This is a genomic window from Bradyrhizobium arachidis (assembly GCF_024758505.1).
Classification (GTDB): Bacteria; Pseudomonadota; Alphaproteobacteria; order Rhizobiales; family Xanthobacteraceae; genus Bradyrhizobium; species Bradyrhizobium manausense_C.
Genome location: NZ_CP077970.1, coordinates 4,245,269 through 4,264,037, shown reverse-complemented (window position 1 = coordinate 4,264,037; position 18,769 = coordinate 4,245,269). Strand labels below are relative to the sequence as shown.

Below are 18,769 nucleotides of genomic sequence, written 5' to 3'. Positions count from 1 at the left end.
CTACCGCGGAATCCCTGGGAGACGAAATCATGAAGGCCGCCGAGCCCGCACGCATTGTATTTCTCGACCGCGATACGATGCCTGGCGATATCCGCCTTCGTCCCTTCGCATTCCCGCACGAATTGCTTGAATTCGGCGCTACCGAGCCGGATCAGGTTGCCGAGAGAATTTCGAACGCGGACATCGTCATCACGAACAAGGTGCCCATACGGTTCGCCGAACTGAGCTCGGCACCGAAATTGCGATTGATCGCGATTGCGGCCACCGGCTCCGATGTCGTCGATGTCAAGGCTTGTTCAGATCGCGGTGTCGCCGTCTCCAACATTCGCGGCTACGCGGTCAACACCGTGCCCGAGCACACTTTCGCGCTCATTCTCGCGCTGCGTCGCAGCCTGACCGCCTATCGTGATTCAGTGCGCGCGGGCCGCTGGGCCGAATCCGGACAGTTCTGCTATTTCGACCACCCCATCAACGATCTCTCTGGCGCCACGCTCGGAATCATCGGCGACGGCGCGCTCGGCCGCGCGGTTGCCGACATCGGAAAAGCCTTCGGAATGCGCACGCTGTTCTCGTCCTACAAGGGCGTAGCCGGCATGGGCCCGCTCTACACGCCATTCGAGGAGGTGCTGCGACAGAGCGATATCATCACGTTACATGCGCCCTTGATGCCGCAGACACGCAACATGATCGCGGGGCCCGAATTTGCGCTGATGCGGCGCAGACCGATTCTGATCAACACTGCGCGGGGCGGCCTAGTCGACGAGGTTGCGCTCGGCCAGGCGCTTCGCTCTGGCCAGATCGCGGGGGCAGGCTTCGACGTGGCGACCATTGAGCCGCCACAGGCCGATCATCCGCTGATGCAACTGGCCGGCTTGCCGAATTTCATTCTGACGCCGCACGTTGCCTGGGCCAGTCGCGAAGCTGTTCAAACGCTCGCCGATCAGCTTGTCGATAATGTCGAGGGATTTTGGAACGGCACGCCAAGGAACATGGTGGCCTAGGCGTGAAGCCGGACGCGAACAGCGAAAACGTTTTTCGTGTCAATGGCTTACGTTTTTGGTGCGCTCGGAGGGACTCGAACCCCCACGATTTTACTCACTGCCACCTCAAGGCAGCGCGTCTACCAGTTCCGCCACGAGCGCTTTGGGAAGCCGGCTATAAGGCTTGAGGCCTGCCGGATCAACGGCGCCGATGTAACAAATCGATCAGAGGGGTACAAGCCTGCAGAGGCCTCGAATTCCACAAGCTTTTCGGGGCGGTTCCGGCCCCTGCCCGGCGGCTCTAGATTCTTGCTTTGACGCGCTTTCCTGACGCGAACCGGTTGCCCAACTCCCTGGAAATCGCTCTGGCTAGCGGGTGCCCGGGGAGCGCGGCAGCATCTGCTTGACCTCGACCGCGATCCGGTTGCGGTCAACCAGCACGACGCCGCTGGCCACCGGCAGATTATTGGCCAGGACCTTGACCTCGTCGGCCTCGGTTGCGTCCAGTTCGATGATGGCGCCGCGGGAAAGACGTAATACCTGATGGATCGGCATGGACGTGGTCCCGAGGACCACCATGAGATCCACGGTGACTTTATCGAGGGTGGACACTACGGCACCGCCACAACTTGAGACTTTCGCATTTGCTCCTGCAATGATCACCACGTTATGGTTAGCCAATGGTTAACGACCGCCAACACCTCGATTTGACATCGTTTTCGGCCTCAAACGGCGCTCCCGTGGAATGGCAGATTTCGGACGCTCCCGTGTCCTACCCGGAGGCCGTGGCGGCCATGGAGGCGCGGGCCGCGGCCATTGCGGCGCAGGAGGCGGCGGAGCTGGTCTGGCTGCTGGAGCACCCCCCGCTTTATACCTCCGGCACCTCGGGCAAGGCCTCCGACCTGCTCGACCCCCGATTCCCGACCTTTGCCACGGGGCGCGGCGGCCAGCTCACCTATCACGGCCCCGGCCAGCGGGTGGCCTATGTGATGCTGGACCTCAAGCGCCGCCGGCCCGACGTCCGCGCCTATGTCGCTGGTCTGGAAGAGCTGATCATCCGGACGCTTGCCGCCTTCAACGTGCGCGGCGAGCGGCGCGAGGATCGGGTCGGCGTCTGGGTCAGGCGGCCCGACAAGGGCGAGGGCTATGAGGACAAGATCGCAGCCATCGGGGTCAGGCTGAAGCGCTGGGTCTCGTTCCACGGCATCGCCATCAATGTCGAGCCGGAGCTCTCGCATTTTGCCGGCATCGTGCCCTGCGGCGTCGCCGATCCCCGCTATGGCGTCACCTCGCTGGTCGATCTCGGCCATCCCGTCACGATGGCCGATGTCGACGTCGCGCTCCGGCAGGCTTTTGAGGAGCTGTTCGGCCCGACACGGGCGCTGCTGCCGGAAGCCGCGATCTGAATCCCCGTCAGCAGTTCGCCTTTAGAAAATCGACGAAAGCGCGGACCCTGGGAATGGCTTGCCGCCCTGGCAGGATCAGCGCCGTGATCGGCTGCGGATCATCGTCGTGGCAATGCGACAGCAAAGGCACCAGCCTGCCCTCCCGCAAGGCTTCTTCGCCCAGGAAGTCGCCGAGGCGAATGAGACCCGCGCCCGCCAGTGCGAGGTCGAGCAGCAGTTCGGCGCTGTCCGATCGGATCGTCCCGTTGACGGGAATCGCCATCGGCTTGCCGTGCTCGAACATGGGCCATTGCGCAAGCCGCGCGTAGCCGCTGAGCTGGAGGCAATTGTGCCGCATCAGATCGGAGGGCTGCTCGGGCACACCATTGCGTTCGAGATATTGCGGGCTGCCGACGATGATGCGCCTGACCTCACCGAGGCGCACCGCGATCAGGTCGCTGTCGGCGAGCGGGCCGACCCGGATCGTCACGTCGATCTGCTCGCTGATCGGATCAATGCGATGGTCACTGACCGTGAGATCGATGCGGATGTCCGGATATTGCTCCATGAACTGAGGCAGCCACCGCGCAAGCCGCCGTCGTGCGAACGCGGTGCCGCTGTTGATACGGATCATCCCGCGCGGGCGTCCGTGCACAGATGCAACGTCAGCCTCGGCGGCCTCGACTGCCGCCAGAATGCTTCGTGCGTGAGCAAGAAAGGTTTCGCCTTCCTGCGTCAGGACGAGCCGCCGGGTTGTCCGGTGCAGAAGCGCCACCCCGAGGCGCCGTTCCAGCCGTGTCACGATGCGGGACACGCCGGAGGCGGTCAGACCCGTCTCAGCACCGACCGCAGCAAAACTTCCGAGATCGACGGCACGGACAAAGACGCTGAGATCGGGGATGGGGTGTGACGGCATATTCATGACTTTTAGGAATGATTGCTTCTCCATATCGAGATTTATCTCCATCTTCAGCATGAATAAGGATGATCCGGACAACCACGGAGCCCGCCAGCCATGCCCCTCGCCCGCATTTCCGTCCCCGCCCAGCTCCCAATTGAACGGGTTCACGCGCTCGCCGACGCCGTACATGAGGGCCTGGTTGAGACCTGCGGCGTCCCGTCCAACGATCGGTTTCAGCTCGTTTGCCGCTACGCGCCTGACCTGATGCTGATTGACCCGACCTTCCCCAACGTCACGCGCACGGCGGAGGCATCGATCGTCGAGATCCTGTTTCTCCAGGGACGGACGATCGACCAGAAGAAGCGTCTGTTCCGGTCGATCGCGGAGCGCGCCGTCAGTGCCGGCTTCTGCGGAGACGACATCATGATTGCGCTCTCCGAAAACGCGGCGGTGGACTGGTCGCTTGGGCACGGCCTCGCTTTCGGCGACCACCACGAACCGCCGGCAACGATGTCCGTCATCCCGTGACGCGCGACCTTTGACGACGGCGCCACGGGACCGTACCGAACTCCCGCGCCGCGTCATGCCGCCTTGGCCGCGACCTCGAGCTTGCCGGCGATGTAGCGGCGCTCCTGGCTGAGGCCGCCGAAGCCGTAGGCGTCGCCCTTCACTTCGTCGACATGCAGATAGGTCTCGTGGTGCAGCGGGCCGAGCAGATCGCTCATGCGCGTGAACATCGCCGCGAGATAGGCGGCCTTCTCGTCCTTGGTGTTGGTGCCTTCGCTGACATGGGTGTCGATCCAGTAGCTGGCGAGCTTCTGCTCGGCGAGCGACCTGCCGCCGGCGAACCAGTCGGCGGCATCCACCGCCTTGACGATGACGGCGGTGACATCAGGATCCTTGTGCAGGATCTTTGCGGTGAGCTCCGACACGGCATTGGCAATGTCGGCCTTCAAGGTCGGCGATCGGCGGGACGTTGCATAGGTCACGGTGATCAGCGGCATGGTCGTTCTCCTCTTCGCTTGCGCGGGCGTTCATTGCGCTGAAGGGAAACTAGACCCTGGATCGCCATTTTGGTATCTTATCTCTATTGATATCAATGATAACGACTCATAATGACAGCCGCCCTCGACATCGCCACCGTCCAGGCCTTCCTCCTGGTCGCCGACCTTCAAAATTTTACGCGCACCGCCGAAGCGCTCGGCACGACGCAGGCCGCTGTCAGCCTCAAGCTGCAGCGGCTCGAAACGTTGCTCGGCAAGCGGCTGGTCGAACGTTCGCCGCGTGCCGTCCGGCTGACCGCCGAGGGCGCCGGCTTCCTCCCGCATGCACGCGCGCTGATGGAGGCGCATGACCGCGCCCTATCCGGCGCAAGCGCGGCCCCGCAAGTCTTGTCGCTCGGCGTCTCCGATCACGCGGCAGGTCCCGAGCTGGTCGCGCTCCTGGAGCGGCTGCATGCGATGTCGGCGCAGCTCGCGCTCGCCGTAACCATCGGTTTTTCGCGCGAGATGCTGGAAGCCTATGATGCCGGCCGCCTCGACGCTGTCATCGTGCGCCAGGAAGGCAGCCGGCGCGGCGGCGAAAGGCTCGTCGAGGACGAGTTTGGCTGGTTCGCGTCAAGACGCTTTTCGCTGCCGCGCGGCGAGGCAGTGCCGCTTGCGACGCTGGCGCCGCCCTGCGGTGTTCGCGCCATCGCCGCGCGCGCGCTCGACAAGGCCGGCCTTGCCTGGCGCGAGCGTTTTGTCGGCGGCGGCGTGACCGCTGTCGTCGCAGCCGCCCTCGCCGGCCTTGCGGTCGCGCCTCTGGCGCGCCGGATTGCGCCGGCCGGGCTGGTCGACATCGGGCCGAGCCACAAGCTGCCAAAACTCGGCAGCTCGCGCGTGATGCTCCATTCGAACGTCAGCGATCCCGCAAAGCTTGCCGCGCTGCGCACGGTGGCGGCGACCTTCCGCAGCGCCGCCTGACCGCAACGATCCGTTTTCTGTGTCGATGTATTTCCGGGGTGACAGTCCCCTGCGGCAATCGGCAGTAGCATGCGCGCAACTGACCTCCCGGGGAGTGTGGCATGCGAAAACTGGTTCTGGGGCTTCTGGCAATCGCCCTCGCCTCCGTTGCGACCGCAGCGTCGGCCGCCGACATGGCGGTCAAGGCGCCGCCGGCGCCCCCGCCTCCCGTGTTCAGCTGGACCGGCTTCTACATCGGCGCGCATGTCGGCGGCGACTGGTTCGACAAGGACTGGATAAGCCCGGCGAGCCCGCTCAACCTCGCGGCCGGCTGCGCGGGATGTCCGGTCAATTCCGGCGGCCACACGGCTTCAAGCTGGCTCGCCGGCGGACAGCTCGGCTTCAACTACCAGACCGGCATCTGGGTGTTCGGCGTCGAGGCCGACGCGAGCTGGACCGACCTCAAGGCCACCAGCACGCATCTGCAGCTCCCGCTCCTGCTCCAGATCAACTCCAAGACCGATGCCTTCGGCACCATCGCCGGCCGCGTCGGCGTCGCGGCAGGCCAGGCCCTGTTCTACGCCAAGGGCGGCGGCGCCTGGGCCAATGATCGCTTCTTCGTCAGCGGACTCCCCGGCGGCGTCTTCCCGGGGCCGCAAGGCGTTCCGCTGCAGCAAGCCGACGATTTGCGCTGGGGCTGGATGGTCGGCGCCGGCATCGAATACGCCTTCGCCAATAACTGGTCGGTGAAGGCCGAGTACAATTATCTCGACTTCGGCCGGCAACGCGAAACGCTGCAGCCTCAGCCCGGCTGCGGCTGCGTCGCCTTCGAATACGATATTCGCCAGCACATCGACGTCGTAAAAGCCGGCGTCAACTACCGCTTTGGCTGGGGCAGCCCGGTCGTCGCAAAATACTGATCTCCCTCGGGTGGAAACTGAGTGGCCCCGGCTGTCCTGGCCGGGGCTTTTTGCTTTTCTGCTAAAGGATCGCGTCGAACGCACTGCGCAGCGTCTCGTGGCGGAAGACGAATCCGCGGCTCAGCGCCTTGTTCGGCAGCACGCGCTGGCCGCCGAGCAGAAGCTCATCGGCAAAGTCGCCGCCGAACCGGCGCAGCAGGCCGGACGGAATACGGAACACCGCGGGACGATTGAGGCGGCGGCCGAGCTCCTCGGTAAACGTTGCGTTGGTGACGGGGATCGGCGCGGTCGCGTTGATCGGCCCCGCCAGATCTGATGTTGCGATCACATAGGCGATCAGGCGGATCAGATCGTCGCGCTCGATCCAGGACATCCACTGCCGGCCGGTGCCGAGGGGACCGCCGAGGCCGAATTCGAACGGCGTCAGCATGCGCGTGATGAAGCCGCCCTCGGTGCCGAGCACGAGGCCGATCCGCAAATAGACCACGCGGACGCCGAGCTCCTCCGCCGGCCGCGCGGCTTTCTCCCAGGCCTCGCACAGCGCGTGACTGAAGCAGGCATGCGACTTGTTCGACTCCGTCAGCACCTGATCGGCCCACAGCCCGTACCAGCCGATCGCGGAGCCGCTGACCAGCACGTCCGGCTTGCGCTCGAGGCGCGCGATCAGCTTCACGACCTCGCCGGTCATGTCGATCCGCGAATTGAGGATTTTTGCGCGCTTGGCTTCGGTCCACAGGCCGTCGCCGATCGGCTCGCCCGCGAGATTGACGATGGCATCGATCCGCGTGTCGGAGGAAAGGTGATCGAGGCTTGTGATCAGGGTGACCGGCGGTGGCAGCATCTCCGCTTTCGCCGGATTGCGGATCAGCGCGATGACGTGATGGCCGGCTGCGCTGAGGCTTGCGGCGAGATGGCTGCCGATGAAGCCGGTGGCGCCGGTGATCAGCACGGTCCGGCGACCTGCCAGTTTGTCGACGAGGTCGCGCGCCGGGCCGCGGGGCATGCGCGCGAGGCGGCGCGTCACGGCAATGTCGCGCAGGCCGCACAGCGCGGCGCCGACCGCACAAACGGTGGCGGCGATGCTGACGAAGCCCGTATAGGCGATCGTCACGCCAAACGGCTGCATCGCCCAGCCGATCAGGACCGGCAGCAGCAGCACCAGGATGGCGCCGTAATTGATCGCCAGCAGCGTGTGATTGATGCGCTCGCTCGCCGGCAATTTCCGGCTCAAATCCTCCTCGACGAAATCCATCAGCGTGATGATGATCTCGGCAATCAGCAGCGCGACGATGAGCAACGCTAGCACGCCATGAACCTCGAGCCAGCCGAGCACCAGGAACAAGAGCGCATAGAGCATGTTGCGCACGGCGTGGAGCTGGAGTTCGAAGCGCTGCGATGGGCGCCAGGCGAGACGCTCGGTGAATTCGTGATGATAGAAGGTATCGAACGTGCCCATCACGATCTGGATCGCGATGAGGGTCCACAAGAGTGGCGTCATGATACGGCCTCCCTGAACACGGCGGACTGGCGGATGAGCGCGCCGAAACGCGGGTGGACGACGTCGAGCGTGAAGCGGAATGCGCCCTCGCCGAGATCGCGATGCGTCACCGTGATCTCGCCCGGCGCGAGCCATGCCGGCAGCGGCACGCGCAGCCGTCCGATCTGCACGGCATAACCGGCGCTGCGAAACTGAAGCGCCTGGTCCACGACCGAAATCCGCAACGCCATGCAGACGCCGAATCCGACATATTCTTCGAGCCCCGTCGGTCCGTCGAAGCGCTTGGCGGAATGGATGACTTGGGGAAAGCTGCTCCTGCGGGCGCAGATGCGCGTCCAGATCTGCCCGCCGCTCGCGGCATCCTCGGTGACGGTGACGATCATGGGCACGCCGGTGTCGCGGCCGGTCGGCAACGGTCCGCCGATCAGCCGCGCGGCTTGCGCGAGCCACCAGCCGATGTCGCTGAACATGACCTCGTCGATGCGGCCGACATAGACGACGCTGTCGCCGTCGCAGACGCGCTTGGAAAAGCGCCGCCAAGTCGCAACCGGCAGGCGTCCCCAATCCTCATCCGGCAGCAGCGCACGGAAACGGCGATCGTCGAGCAGCTTTGTATGGGCGGGCGGTGCAGCGTGAGAGGCAAAACTCCTTGCCGATGTCATCGCACCCCTCCCAGCCCTATTTGGCCCTGCCGATCGGCAGCAAATTGACGATCTTCTCGCCCAGCTTCATCAACGCGACGAGACGCGGCCGCGGCACGGTGAGCATCTGCATGAACCAGCGGTCGGCGAGCTCGGTGAAGGCCAGCATCTCCTTCAGGCGCTTGCTCGCGACCGGACTGATGGCGGGGTCCTCGGCGGCGTCGGTCACGCAGGCCCGGAGCGCTGCGATGGCGGGATCCAGCTCCCGCTCCTTCCGCCGCGCCGCAATGCGCGCCGCGACTTCGAGGATGTCGGTCTCCGCCTCGAAATGATCGCGGCGGTCGCCCAGGATCGGCACGCGGCGGATCAGGTTCCAGGCCAGCAGTTCCTTGATCGAGTTGGAGACGTTGGAGCGCGCCATGCCCAGCGTCTCCGCGATGTCCTCCGCCGTCATCGGTTGCTCGGCCAGATACAAGAGGCCATGGATCTGGCTGACGGAGCGGTTGACGCCCCACCCGTCGCCCATGTCGCCCCAATGCAGGATGAAGCGCTCGACGACTACAGGCAGTTTCTTTTTGCCGGTTGTTTCTGTCATGACAGAAATATCTGACGATCGCGGCGCCCTGTCAAGCAGCTCCCCTGTACACAATGCGGCGGACTTTCCCTGAATTTGCCCAAAAATGTTCCAGCGATCGGGAACGAAAGTCTTTATGACGCGTTTGCCCGCGTTGAGGCTGGGATCCAGAATGGTAACAAAGTTCAAGCAACAGAGGGACTTGTTCGAGAGCGAACGAAGTTTCCGGTTGTTGGTTGAGGGGGTTGTTGACTACGCCCTCTACATGCTCGATCCCGCCGGCATCATCACGAGCTGGAATATCGGGGGCGAACGCATCAAGGGCTATTCGCCCGACGAGATCGTGGGTCAGCATTTCTCGCGCTTCTACCCGGAAACCGACCGCGCCAACGGCAAGCCGATGCGCGCGCTCGGCATCGCCCGGGATCAGGGTCGCTACGAGGAGGAAGGCTGGCGCGTCCGCAAGGATGGCACCTTCTTCTGGGCGAGCGTGATCATCGACCCGATCTACGAGGGCGGCAAGCTCGTCGGCTTTGCCAAGATAACCCGCGACATCACCGAGCGGCGCAATGCGCAGTTGAGACTCGAGACGATGCAGAAGCAGCTCGCCGAGGCCCAGAAATTCGACGCGCTCGGCCAGCTCACCGGCGGCGTCGCGCACGATTTCAACAACCTCCTGATGATCATCAGCGGCAGCCTGCACATCCTGAAGAAGGGCACCAGCGAGGATGCCAAGCTGCAGCGTGCGATCTCGGCGATCGAGACGGCGACAAGGCGCGGCGCGGCATTGACCAGCCAGCTCCTGACCTTTGCGCGGCGGCAGAGCGTCAATCCGCAGCCGATCCATTTCGCCGAACGGATCGAGGCGATCCGCGAAGTGCTCCACACCGGCGCCGGCAGCTCGGTTCAGCTTGCCTTTGACATCGACCGCAACGTCTGGCCGATCAGGGCCGATGTCTCCGAGCTCGAGACGGGCCTGCTCAATCTCGTGATCAACGCGCGCGACGCCATGCCCGACGGCGGCACGGTGACGGTCAGCGCGCGCAACGTGGTGCTGTCGGAGACCCTTCACGCCGGCGAATTCGTCGCGATCAGCGTCGCCGACACCGGCCTCGGCATCCCCTCTGATGTCGTCGACAAGATTTTCGAGCCGTTCTTCACGACCAAGCCGATCGGCAAGGGCACGGGCCTCGGCCTCTCGCAGGTACACGGCTTTGCCCATCAGGCCGGCGGCACCGTGAAGGTCGAGAGCGAGCTCGGCAAGGGCACGACCTTCACCATTCTGCTGCCACGGGAAACGGCCGAGCCGCGACGGGACAAGTTCCCTGTGCCGTCGCGCGGCAGCGGCACGGTGCTATTGGTGGAGGACAACCCCGACGTCGCGACCGTCAGCACGGGCTTCCTGGAGCAGCTTGGCTACACGGTCCGGCGCGTCGCCGACGCCGAGGCCGCGCTCCGCGAGATCGAGCTGAACGGCGTCGACTTCGTGTTCTCCGACATCGTGATGCCCGGCAAGATGGACGGCCTCACCCTTGCGCACCGCCTGCGCGAGATCCGTCCCGATCTGCCGATCCTGCTCGCGACCGGCTACAGCGACGCCGCCGCCGACGCGCGCGGCGATTTCCCGATCCTGCGCAAGCCCTACGAGATCCACGAGTTGAGCGAGGCGATCGCAAAGCTGCCGCGCTAGGGCGCGTCGTTCCGTTGCGCCCTTCTCACATCATGCTTCCGGGCATGAAACAGCGAATGTCCACCCGTATCAGCCTCTCGAGTCTCCAATGGTAGACGGGCCAAGCCATCGCACGCCCGGCTCGGTTCGGCCCAGTAACGACCGCCTCGTCGGGCACATCCCACCACTGGCCTGCGATCCGGACGCGGTAACGGCCGTCCTTGGTTTCCCAATCGACGTCAGACAGCGCATAGCGGTCCGCGTCGCTGCAGCACGGCCCCTTTCCGCTGCGAAGACTCTCATACCACGAGTCGAGTTCGGGATGAGCGGCGTCATGGGCGTGAACGTCGACCGCCATCACCGTGGCGATTGCAATTACCAGCAATATCCTGGCCATGGAAAATTCCTTTGAAAGAAGGAAAATTCCCAACCACAACAGTCCGCAAACAGCGTCAGCTCAATTCACTGGGATCAATGCGCCCCTCGGGGACACACGTCAGCGTAGCCGTACGTCGCGGCAGAAAGCTGGAAGGTTCAAGCAGCCATCGCTGGCTCAGTGCGAGCTTTTGACGCGGCCATCATTCCAAAGTGATCACGCGCCTCGCAAAATGCGCTCGAAATCGATTACGTGGGCTACATGAAATAGATTGCGGTGCGACGTCGCCTTCTGAAAAACGGACGCCGCCAAAATATAGGTAGACGCGCTAGACCGTTCCCAGCACCGAGAAGATCTCGCCTGCCCGGCGCAGGTTCAAATCCTCCTCGCCGGCGGTTTCGTTGGTCACACTCTCGACGCGCGAGGATGGCGGGCCGTGCCGGCAGAGCGCGACCATCTCGGCAACCCGGGTCGGCGGCCCCGCAAACAAGGCCTCGACGCTGCCGTCGCGGCGATTGCGCACCCAGCCTTCCAGTCCGATCGTGGTCGCCTGGTATTCGATCCAGGCGCGATAGCCGACGCCCTGCACCCGGCCGCGGATCGTGACCTGGAGGATGGCCCGGCTCATGTCTTCAGTCCGAGGAGATCGGCACTGCGCGTCTTCATGTCGGCCTCGCGCATGACACGGCTTGTCAGTTCCGACGATGCGAGGCCTTTGAGGTTTTTCGGCGGCGTCCCCTCGCGCAGCGCCCTGAGGGTGTCGTGGACGGCCTGCGTTGCGGCTGATATCGGCGCATGGCCCTGGAGCGCGATGCGCACCCGCTGTCCCCTGAGATAATCTGATACGCTGATGTCCTCCGGCGCGCCGCCCAGCACGATCGGCAATCGCGTCGCGGCCGAAATCGCCTCGAGCTCGGCCTTCGACTTGATGCCGGTGAAGAACAGTCCGTCGACGCCAACGGCCTCATAGGCCCGCGCGCGGCGGATCGCATCGTCGAGCGAGGTGATCGCGGCGGCACCCGTGCGCCCGAGGATGACCAGCGCGGGATCGCCGCGGCCATCGAGCGCCGCCTTCATCTTGCCGACGCCCTCCTCCAGCGGGATCAGTTGCGTCCTGGCTTCGCCAAAGGCCTGCGGCAGCAACGTGTCCTCGATGGTGAGACCGGCAGCCCCTGCGGCCTCCAGCTCCTGCACGGTGCGGCGCACATTGAGCGCATTGCCATAGCCGTGATCGGCATCGACCAGCACCGGCAGCGCTGACGCCCGCGACATCCGCCGCATCTGCTCGGCGAGCTCGGTGAGCGTGATCAGCGCGATGTCGGGATCGCCGAGTACGGCGAGCGAGGCGACCGAGCCGCCGAACATTCCCATCTCGAAACCGAGATCCTCGGCGATGCGGATCGAGATCGCATCATAGACCGAGCCGGGGCGGATGCAGTCGTTGCCTGCGAGGATCGAACGCAGTTTTTCGCGGCGGTGACGAAAGGTCATGGTGCTGTCTCGGTCCGTTGCAACGGTGCAACAACATACTCCGTCATTGCGAGCGAAGCGAAGCAATCCAGACTGCCGCCGCGGAAAGATTCTGGATTGCTTCGCTTCGCTCGCAATGACGGCGCTTTTGGCGCCGCCAGCGCTTCACCACGAGCTACGCAAACTCCAAAATCAGCGCGTCCACGGCAAGCGTCGCGCCGGCGCTGGCGTGGACCTTCTTCACCGTGCCGTCGCGCTCGGCGCGCAGCACGTTCTGCATCTTCATGGCTTCGACGACCGCCAACGTTTCGCCGGCCTTGACCTCCTGGCCTTCGGTTACCGCGATAGAGACCACGAGACCGGGCATCGGGCACAGCAGCTTCTTGCCGGTGTCGGACGCCGTAGTGACCGGCATCAGGCGCGCGGACGTCGCCTCCGTTTCGGTCCAGACATAGACCGGCACCTCGACGCCTTGATGGGCCAGCCGGATGCCGTTCGGAATCGGACGCGCCTGCACCGCGATGAACTGGCCGTCGACCGTGCCCTGCCAGACCGGGTCGCCGGGCTTCCACGGCGAGTCCAGCAGATGCGGCTTGCCGGCCTTGCCCTCGGCATCGACGAAGCGGATTGCGATTGTCTCGCTCTCACGGGCGACCTCGAGCTGGATCTCCTCGCGATCGAGCCACACTGCGCGGCGCCGCTCGCGCTGCACGACGCGGCCGCCCATCTGGCCGGAAATCTGCCGCTTGCGCTCCCCTAACACGTGATCGATGGCGGCCCCGACGGCGGCGATCCGCCGTGCGACCTCGCCTTCGGCCGCACGCGGCGCAAAGCCCTTGGGGAACTCTTCCGCGATGAAGCCGGTCGAGAGATTGCCCTCGCGCCAGCGCGGATGGTTCATCAGCGCCGACAGGAACGGAATGTTGTGCCTGATGCCGTCGACATAGAACACATCGAGCGCGGTCGCCTGAGCCTCGATCGCTGCCGCCCGCGACGGCGCATGGGTAACGAGCTTTGCGATCATCGGATCGTAATGGATCGATATCTCGCCGCCCTCCTGCACACCGGTGTCGTTGCGCACGGTAATGCCGTCCTTGCTCAACTCCGCCGGCGGGCGGTATTTCACGAGCCGCCCGATCGAGGGCAGGAAGTTGCGGAACGGATCTTCGGCGTAGAGGCGCGATTCCACGGCCCAGCCGGTCAGCGTGACGTCCTTCTGCGCGATCGCCAGCTTCTCGCCGGCCGCGACGCGGATCATCTGCTCGACGAGGTCGATGCCGGTGACCAGTTCGGTGACGGGGTGCTCGACCTGGAGACGGGTGTTCATCTCCAGGAAGTAGAAGCTCTTGTCCTGGCCTGCGACGAACTCGACCGTGCCGGCGGAGTCGTAGTTCACGGCTTTGGCGAGTGCGACCGCCTGCTCGCCCATCTTGCGGCGGGTGCTCTCGTCCAGCAGCGGCGACGGCGCTTCCTCGATGACCTTCTGGTTGCGGCGCTGGATCGAGCATTCGCGTTCGCCGAGATAGATCACGTTACCGTGCTTGTCGCCGAGCACCTGGATCTCGATGTGGCGGGGATCGACGATGAATTTTTCGACGAAGACCCGGTCGTCGCCGAACGAGGCCTTGGCCTCGGCCTTGGCGAGATTAAAACCTTCGGCGACCTCGCTCTTGGAATGCGCGATACGCATGCCCTTGCCGCCGCCGCCAGCGGAGGCCTTGATCATCACGGGGTAGCCGATCTCGTCGGCGATCCGCACCGCGTGCTTGTCGTCCTCGATGACGCCGAGATAGCCCGGCACGGTCGAGACTTTTGCCTTGGCGGCGGCCTTCTTGGATTCGATCTTGTCGCCCATGGCGGCGATCGCATCCGGGTTGGGGCCAATGAACACGACGCCTGCGGCCTTCAAGGCGCGCGGAAAGGCTTCGCGCTCGGAGAGAAAGCCGTAGCCGGGATGCACGGCCTCGGCACCGGTCTTGCGGCAGGCCTCGACGATCTTCTCGATCACCAGATAGCTCTCGGCGGCGGCCGGCGGCCCGATCAGGACTGCTTCATCCGCCATCTCGACATGCAGGGCGTCCCGGTCGGCCTCGGAATAGACCGCGACCGTCTGAATTCCCATACGGCGGGCAGTCTTGATGACCCGGCAGGCGATTTCGCCGCGATTGGCGATCAGAATGCGTTTGAACATGCTTTTCTTGAGTCTGAACCTTGGGCGGGACCCCTCCCTGGCCGTTGGGGCCTTGGCGGACGGGCCGTGAGGTGTCCGTGGTACATCAAAATGGGCCGGAGGCAACGGTCTAAATCCGCCCCAAGAACCACCCAAGAACCACCCAAGGCCTGGCGTACCAGCAGCCCGGGCGTCCCGCCGCCAGGCCGACTTGAAGCCGACTTGCGCTTACTTGCTGTCGGCCTTTGCCGCGGCCCGCACCAGGGCGTGAATAAAGCCCAGTTTCGCGATCACCGCTGACGACAGGATGAAGGGATAGAGGTCGCGCACCCCCATGGCCCGGTTGACGCTGTTGATGGCAAAGGTGAAGGGCAGCCATGCATTGACCAGCACCTGAAAGTCCGCCGCTTCGTACGGGTTGGCGCGGATGCGCGCGGTCAGCTCCCCGTCCCGGTCGACCCGGGGACGCACCTGCATGCCGAATTCGGAGGCCATCTCCAGCGTGTCGACGATGTGCAGGTAGTGCGCCCAGGTTTCGGCGAAATCCTCCCAGGGGTGCATCGTCGCGTAAGTCGAAACATAGTTCTGCTGCCAATCCGGCGGCGGGCCCTCGGCGTAATGACGCTGCAGCGCCTGGCCATAGTCGAGGGTATCGTCGCCGAACATCGCACGGAATTCGTCGAGCTTGCCGCCACCGCGCACCAGCACGTCCCAGAAATAATGCCCGACCTCGTGGCGGAAATGCCCGAGCAGCGTGCGATAGGGCTCGCCCATTTCCAGCCGCCGCCGCTCGCGCTCGATGTCATCAGCCTCGGTGAGCGCAATCGTGATCAACCCATTGTCGTGGCCGGTCATGATCCGCTGGCCGCTATGGGGATCGTCGGCGAGGAAATTGAAGATCAGTCCGTGCGCGGGGTCCTCCCAGCGCGTCGTCAGCGGCAGCCGCCAGCGGATCAGGGAGTAGAACAGCCGGTGCTTTGCCACCTCCAGCTCGCGCCAGCCGGCGAGCTGCGCCGGATCCGACAGGTTCGGCACCGTGCCGTTGTGCCGGCAGGCGCGGCAATAGGCCTGCTCGCTGCCGGGATCGGTCAGCCAGTTGCAGGCGTCGTATTCGGCATTGGCGCAGAGCATGCGCCCCCTGCCCTTGTCGGCGAGCGTCGTCCAGGCCGCCCCGTCGGGCTCGATCGCGGAGAGCGTCTCCGTCTCGGGCAGGAAGGCGAGCCGGTGGCCGCAGCGCTCGCAGACGCGGTTTTCGAAATACAGCACGTTGCCGCAGGCCTGGCAGGCGAAAAGCTTCAAGATTTAACCTCTTCGGCAAGCAATGATTGAACTATGGCCTCCTGCGCCTGCGAAGACGCATCCGCACGCCGATCGTTCCAAGAATCGGAACAAAATGCACGGCGCGACGTCGGCTCGACGTTCGCACGCCCCCGGCACCGGACCAAGCACCTTGCACGATCGACCAAGAGCGGCCGGATGTCTTTCTTGTCTGCTGCCTCTTGAACCAATGGAATTCGCAAGGCGCATGTGTGAGTATCGCTCCGGCACGCGCAGGCATGCATCACAACGGCCAACGCCTTGAACGATCCACTGCCCGAAACCATCGCCGCCGAACGGCTGCGCCAGCACCTCGAAGAGATCGCCCGCGAGCGCGATCAGGCCTACTACGCGCTCCAGGAGCGCGAGGCCGAGCTCGCGCAGATCCAGCGCATCGCCGGCGTCGGCGGCCTCGAGATCGATCTGCGCCGCGGTGTAAGGAACCGGCGTACTCCGGAATATCTTCACATCCACGGGCTGCCCGCTGAAGCTGCCGAGGAGACCTACGACGAATGGGTCGGACGGATCTTCCCCGAGGACCGCGCGCGGACGGCCGAGCGCCTGCTCGCCACGCTCAAGACCGACAGCGAGGACTATTCCGACAAGTACCGGATCATCCGCCAGAATGACGGCGAGATCAGGTGGATCAGCGTCGTCGGCAAGATCGAACGCGACGCCGCCGGGCGCGCGCTGCGCCTTATCGGCGCCGACATCGACGTCACCGACCAGATGCTGGCCCAGGCCACCTTGCAGGAGAGCGAGGAGCGCTTCCGCCTGATCGCGGACTCTGCGCCGGTGCCGATCTGGGTCACCAAGCTCGATCGCAAACGGTCCTTTGCCAACCAGGCCTATGTCGATTTCCTTGGACTGCCCTTCGAGGAGGCGATCGATTTCGACTGGCGCAAGGTGCTACATCCGGACGACCTGCCGCACGTCCTGCAACAATCGGTCCAGGGCGAGGCCTCGCTCAAACCGTTCGTTCTGGAAGCCCGCTATAAGCGCGCCGACGGCCAATGGCGCTGGCTGCGCTCGGAATCGCAGCCGCGCTGGGATCCCAATGGCAAGCATATCGGCTTCATCGGAGTGGCGCATGACGTCACCGCGGCAAAGCAGGCGGAGATCGAGCTGAGGCAGCTCAACGAGACCCTGGAACAGCGCATCACCGAGCGCACCGCGCAACTTGAATCCAACGAGGCGCGACTGCGCTCGATCCTGGAAACCAGCAACCAGTACCAGGGCCTGCTCAACCTGGCCGGCGAGTTGCTCTACGCCAACAACACCGCGCTCGCAGGAATCAAGGCCGAGCCTTCGGACGTGGTCGGCAAGCCGTTCTGGGACACGCCGTGGTTCACCGCGACCGCGGGCCTTCCGGCAACCGTTCGTGAGGCCTTCAACACCGTGCTGACGGGCGAAGCCGTCCGGATCGAGATGCAGCTTCGCCTGCCGATCGGCGAGCGCTATTTCGACTTCAGCATGCGTCCCCTGCTCGACCAGCATGGCAGAATTCTCGGCGCCGTGCCCGAAGCAGTCGACATCACCGAACGCCGCCGCGGCGAAGAGGCGCTGCGCCAGTCGCAGAAGATGGAAGCGATCGGCCAGCTCACCGGCGGTGTCGCGCACGACTTCAACAATCTGCTCACCATTATCCGCTCCGCCACCGACTTCCTGCGTCGTCGCGAGCTGCCGGAGGAGCGCCGCCGCCGTTATGTCGATGCGATCTCCGAGACGGTGGAGCGGGCCTCGAACCTGACGGCGCAATTGCTTGCCTTTGCGCGGCGGCAGCCGCTGAAGCCGCAGGTGTTCAACGTCGGCACGCAGGTCGAGAGCGTGGCGCAGCTCGTCCGCCCCCTCGTCGGCAGCCGCATCCAGATCGAGGTCGACATCCAGGCGCCGGACTGCTTCACCATCGCCGACGTCGCGCAGTTCGAGACCGCGCTGATCAATCTCGCGATCAACGCGCGCGATGCCATGAAGGACGAAGGCGCCCTGACCATCTCGGTGAAGAAGGTCCAGGGCATCCCGAGCCTGCGGGCGCAATCGGCGCGCAGCGGCGACTTCGTCGCGATCTCGATCAGCGACACCGGCACCGGCATCGCGCCGGAAAATATCGAAGCGATCTTCGAGCCGTTCTTCACCACCAAGGAGGTCGGCAAGGGCACCGGCCTCGGCCTCAGCCAGGCCTTCGGCTTCGCAAAACAGTCCGAGGGCGACATCGCGGTGGCGAGCACGCCCGGCCAGGGGGCGACCTTCACGATCTACCTGCCGCAGGCGCCGAGCCCGGTCGGCGAAAAGGCGGCCGCGGCCATCGCAAGCGAATCCGCGACCACCGGGCGCGGCTACCGCGTGCTTGTCGTCGAGGACAATGACGACGTCGGGCGTTTCTCCACCGAGCTTTTGGAGGACCTCGGCTATGTCGTGCGGCGCGTCGCCGAGGCGGGCGCGGCGCTGGCGATCCTGGCCGACGACGAATTCGCCGTCGACCTCGTATTCTCCGACGTCATCATGCCCGGCATGAACGGCGTCGAGCTCGCCGGAATCGTCCGGGAGCGCTATCCCGGCCTGCCGGTGGTGCTGACCTCCGGCTACAGCAACGTGCTCGCCGAAAACGCTCATCGCGGCTTCGAGCTGATCCAAAAACCCTATTCGGTGGAATCGCTCTCGCGCATTTTGCGCAAGGCGATCTCCGAGAAGCTGCCGGTGGCGAGATAAGTCCATCCCAACGTCGTCCCGGACAAGCGCAGCTCCTGGCAACGCGCAGCGTTGTCCGGAGCGGAGCGCTGATCCGGAACCCATGGCCACAGGACTGGTTTTGGCGAAGAACGACGTCCCGCGTGCCTCGAGAAGGATTCCGCGGTATGGGTCCCGGCTCCGCGCTTACGCTTGGCCGGGACGACGGCCAGGGGAAGACAACCGCGGCCACTTCGG

At 64.8% G+C, this 18,769-nt stretch carries 18 protein-coding genes and 1 tRNA gene; 7 read left to right on the top strand and 12 right to left on the bottom strand.

Features of this window, described 5'->3' with window-relative positions; all coding sequences use genetic code 11:
* Window positions 1–29 precede the first annotated feature (29 nt).
* Entirely contained in the window at window positions 30–1,001 is a 972-nt protein-coding gene (locus KUF59_RS19545; RefSeq protein ID WP_212459973.1) for a D-2-hydroxyacid dehydrogenase, read from the top strand.
* A gap of 56 nt (window positions 1,002–1,057) precedes the next feature.
* Here KUF59_RS19545 and KUF59_RS19540 read toward each other — a convergent pair.
* Window positions 1,058–1,142, bottom strand: a tRNA-Leu gene (locus KUF59_RS19540).
* Window positions 1,143–1,349: 207 nt separating this feature from the next.
* On the bottom strand, window positions 1,350–1,592 hold the full coding sequence (locus KUF59_RS19535; protein WP_212460099.1) for a FliM/FliN family flagellar motor switch protein: 243 nt from the start codon (window positions 1,590–1,592) through the stop codon (window positions 1,350–1,352).
* 68 nt (window positions 1,593–1,660) lie between these two features.
* Between KUF59_RS19535 and lipB the strand changes: the two genes are divergently transcribed.
* A complete protein-coding gene (lipB, locus tag KUF59_RS19530) occupies window positions 1,661–2,386 on the top strand; it encodes a lipoyl(octanoyl) transferase LipB (protein ID WP_212460100.1) in 726 nt (241 codons plus the stop codon).
* A 7-nt stretch (window positions 2,387–2,393) separates the two neighbouring features.
* Here the strand turns inward: lipB and KUF59_RS19525 are convergent, their stop codons facing one another.
* Window positions 2,394–3,455, bottom strand: coding sequence for a LysR family transcriptional regulator (locus KUF59_RS19525; protein ID WP_212460101.1), 1,062 nt, complete (start codon window positions 3,453–3,455; stop codon window positions 2,394–2,396).
* A 75-nt stretch (window positions 3,456–3,530) separates the two neighbouring features.
* Between KUF59_RS19525 and KUF59_RS19520 the strand changes: the two genes are divergently transcribed.
* A complete protein-coding gene (locus KUF59_RS19520) occupies window positions 3,531–3,794 on the top strand; it encodes a tautomerase family protein (RefSeq protein WP_212460102.1) in 264 nt (87 codons plus the stop codon).
* A gap of 53 nt (window positions 3,795–3,847) precedes the next feature.
* Here KUF59_RS19520 and KUF59_RS19515 read toward each other — a convergent pair whose 3' ends face one another.
* On the bottom strand, window positions 3,848–4,270 hold the full coding sequence (locus KUF59_RS19515) for a tautomerase family protein (protein ID WP_212460103.1): 423 nt from the start codon (window positions 4,268–4,270) through the stop codon (window positions 3,848–3,850).
* Between the two features lie 111 nt (window positions 4,271–4,381).
* Here KUF59_RS19515 and KUF59_RS19510 point away from each other — a divergent pair, with 111 nt between their 5' ends.
* Together KUF59_RS19510 and KUF59_RS19505 are read left to right on the top strand one after the other, a co-directional pair.
* On the top strand, window positions 4,382–5,230 hold the full coding sequence (locus KUF59_RS19510) for a LysR family transcriptional regulator (protein WP_212460104.1): 849 nt from the start codon (window positions 4,382–4,384) through the stop codon (window positions 5,228–5,230).
* A gap of 101 nt (window positions 5,231–5,331) precedes the next feature.
* Window positions 5,332–6,129 carry an outer membrane protein gene (locus tag KUF59_RS19505; RefSeq protein ID WP_212460105.1) on the top strand — a complete coding sequence of 266 codons (798 nt, stop codon included), beginning with the start codon at window positions 5,332–5,334 and terminating at the stop codon, window positions 6,127–6,129.
* Window positions 6,130–6,190: 61 nt separating this feature from the next.
* Here KUF59_RS19505 and KUF59_RS19500 read toward each other — a convergent pair whose 3' ends face one another.
* From KUF59_RS19500 to KUF59_RS19490, 3 genes are read right to left on the bottom strand one after another with little or no spacing between them, the layout of a single operon-like run.
* Window positions 6,191–7,627, bottom strand: a complete 1,437-nt coding sequence (locus KUF59_RS19500) for a TIGR01777 family oxidoreductase (protein ID WP_212460106.1) — start codon at window positions 7,625–7,627, stop codon at window positions 6,191–6,193.
* Window positions 7,624–8,289 (bottom strand): DUF4166 domain-containing protein, encoded by a 666-nt coding sequence (locus KUF59_RS19495; RefSeq protein WP_212460107.1) that lies wholly within the window; start codon window positions 8,287–8,289, stop codon window positions 7,624–7,626. Before KUF59_RS19495 ends, KUF59_RS19500 begins: the two co-directional genes overlap by 4 nt.
* A gap of 16 nt (window positions 8,290–8,305) precedes the next feature.
* Window positions 8,306–8,863: a GbsR/MarR family transcriptional regulator gene (locus KUF59_RS19490; RefSeq protein ID WP_212460108.1), complete on the bottom strand. Its 558-nt coding sequence runs from the start codon at window positions 8,861–8,863 to the stop codon at window positions 8,306–8,308.
* Window positions 8,864–9,014: 151 nt separating this feature from the next.
* On the opposite strand from KUF59_RS19490, the gene KUF59_RS19485 reads away from it, so the two are divergent.
* Window positions 9,015–10,532 (top strand): PAS domain-containing sensor histidine kinase, encoded by a 1,518-nt coding sequence (locus tag KUF59_RS19485; RefSeq protein ID WP_212460109.1) that lies wholly within the window; start codon window positions 9,015–9,017, stop codon window positions 10,530–10,532.
* Between the two features lie 25 nt (window positions 10,533–10,557).
* On the opposite strand, the gene KUF59_RS19480 is transcribed toward KUF59_RS19485, so the two are convergent.
* From KUF59_RS19480 to KUF59_RS19460, 5 genes are all read right to left on the bottom strand, one after another.
* Window positions 10,558–10,908 carry a hypothetical protein gene (locus KUF59_RS19480; RefSeq protein WP_408918101.1) on the bottom strand — a complete coding sequence of 117 codons (351 nt, stop codon included), beginning with the start codon at window positions 10,906–10,908 and terminating at the stop codon, window positions 10,558–10,560.
* Between the two features lie 307 nt (window positions 10,909–11,215).
* Window positions 11,216–11,515, bottom strand: a complete 300-nt coding sequence (locus tag KUF59_RS19475; protein ID WP_212460110.1) for an acylphosphatase — start codon at window positions 11,513–11,515, stop codon at window positions 11,216–11,218.
* Window positions 11,512–12,378, bottom strand: a complete 867-nt coding sequence (locus tag KUF59_RS19470) for an isocitrate lyase/PEP mutase family protein (protein WP_212460111.1) — start codon at window positions 12,376–12,378, stop codon at window positions 11,512–11,514. The genes KUF59_RS19475 and KUF59_RS19470 overlap by 4 nt, the downstream gene beginning before the upstream one ends.
* Window positions 12,379–12,532: 154 nt before the next feature.
* Entirely contained in the window at window positions 12,533–14,548 is a 2,016-nt protein-coding gene (locus tag KUF59_RS19465; protein ID WP_212460112.1) for an acetyl-CoA carboxylase biotin carboxylase subunit, read from the bottom strand.
* Between the two features lie 207 nt (window positions 14,549–14,755).
* A complete protein-coding gene (locus tag KUF59_RS19460) occupies window positions 14,756–15,826 on the bottom strand; it encodes a zinc-binding metallopeptidase family protein (RefSeq protein WP_212460113.1) in 1,071 nt (356 codons plus the stop codon).
* Window positions 15,827–16,087: 261 nt separating this feature from the next.
* On the opposite strand from KUF59_RS19460, the gene KUF59_RS19455 reads away from it, so the two are divergent.
* The gene (locus KUF59_RS19455; protein ID WP_212460230.1) at window positions 16,088–18,553 is read left to right on the top strand and encodes a PAS domain S-box protein; all 2,466 of its coding nucleotides are present in this window, start codon (window positions 16,088–16,090) and stop codon (window positions 18,551–18,553) included.
* Window positions 18,554–18,769: the final 216 nt, after the last annotated feature.